This is a genomic window from Protofrankia sp. Cj3 (genome assembly GCF_917627355.1).
Classification (GTDB): Bacteria; Actinomycetota; Actinomycetes; order Frankiales; family Frankiaceae; genus Protofrankia.
In genome coordinates this window covers 15,359-16,904 of the sequence record NZ_CAKJTR010000120.1, presented here as the reverse complement: position 1 = coordinate 16,904, position 1,546 = coordinate 15,359, and the positions used below count along the sequence as shown (strand labels likewise).

1 protein-coding gene and 1 pseudogene are annotated in these 1,546 nt (G+C 70.2%); both read right to left on the bottom strand.

Annotation, left to right across the window (positions count from 1 at the left end; all coding sequences use genetic code 11):
- A partial coding sequence (locus tag MJ783_RS15960; protein ID WP_239311237.1) for an HD domain-containing protein occupies positions 1 to 422 on the bottom strand: 422 nt, incomplete at its 3' end.
- 733 nt (positions 423 to 1,155) lie between these two features.
- Positions 1,156 to 1,546, bottom strand: a pseudogene (locus tag MJ783_RS15955) (hypothetical protein); the annotation flags it as partial.

The following is a 1,546-nucleotide window of genomic DNA, read 5'->3' as shown; positions in this document are numbered from 1 at the left end:
TTCTCCGCCGGGAACTCATCAAGGGCGTTCAGCAGCCCTCTCGGCCGCGCCAGCAGCCGTGCTTCGGAGTGATGCGCGACCAGAGCGGCAAGCCGCGCCGGCGCGCCGGCCTGGATGAGGTGGATCGCGCCGTCGAGGGGATGGAACCCGGTATCGATCAGTAGCGGTGCATAGCCGATGTCGTGCAGCCAGGCCGCGGCGACGAGCAGTTCTCGGTCGGCCGGTGCGACGGTGGAAGCGATCCTGCCCGCCTGAGCCGCCACTGCCTGAGAGTGTGCCCAGCGGGCGGGCAACGGCCGCAGCAGCAGATATGCGGCCGCACGGGCCGCGGCGGCGGTCGCGTCGAAGCGTCGTGGCAGCGGCACTGTGGACCTGCCGTGCTGGTGGCTGTCGCCGGCAGGATCAGGGAAGGAGTCGGTCACAGAGTCCTCCGTGTCCGGTGATCACGGCGTTGCCCACAGGGGGCCACCGGCAGCTGCTGGCTGCTGGGCGCTGGCGGCGGCACCCGCGGCGAGCGCATCGGTCTCGTCGTTCAGGCTCCAACTGCTCGGGGTTCGAGGGGCCGGTTACTGCCGGGCCCAGCAGCGGTATGCCCATCCAGGCGCATTCCACCGCTGACCAGGCCAGTTCATTTTGGCTACGCCGATTCCGGCCGGGAGAAATCCTTGTAAGACCGGCTTACCCGGCGGATCGCCGCCAGGCGGGTTCAGACGTCCGCTAAGGAGGAGGCAGGAGCGGGGGTACGTATTCCCCGGGGCCGCGGCCTGGCGGATCGTGCGACGTTCGAGGCGGCCGCGGGCGGTGGACGCGATTGCGTGGATACCGGTTGCATTGTTGCCGCCGGTGGCTTGGATGCCACGCTGGCCGGAGATCTGGGCGTAGGCGTGGCCGGTGGGCCGGACGTGGCGGTGGGCCGCGGTGCCGGGGCGGTGGTTGCCGGCGGCGGTGCGCTTGTCTGGGTCGGTTGTGGCGTTACCGGAGCTGTCGGCGGATTGCTGGTGGCTTGCGTCGCATTTGTAGGATTTTTTGATGATTCAGTCACCTGGATGGGGTCTGGCTGGGTTGACGTGGCCGGCTCTCTTGGTGTCGATTTCGCGACATTCGCCGCATTGGGCGCGGCTGCGATGGGCTCGGCGGAAGGCGGTGGCGGTATGTTCATCGGTTGCCTGACGGCGGGCCGTCGCCGAGTACTGACGGTTCGCTGAGCAGCATTCCAGCCGAGTTCCCGGGTCGGCCGGAGGTCCACATTCCCGCAACGGTCGGAACGATGGTGCTGCCGCTCGGCGCGGGTGCGACCACCGGCGTTGGGATGGCGCCGTGGATGTCCGCACCGCCACCAGAGGCGACACGCAGCGCTACGGCGACCGCTAGCCCGGCGGTGATGCCGAGCGCGATTCCAGCGGCAACGGTGACCAGCGCCAGTTGCCAACGGCGAACGGGGGCTGCGCCGGAGGTGGGTGGCCGGTGCGTGGCTGCGCTCTGCCGGCCGGCTGGGGTCGGCTGGCCGGCCGCGGCGAGATTCCCCGCGCGACCGGCCGCCGGTGCC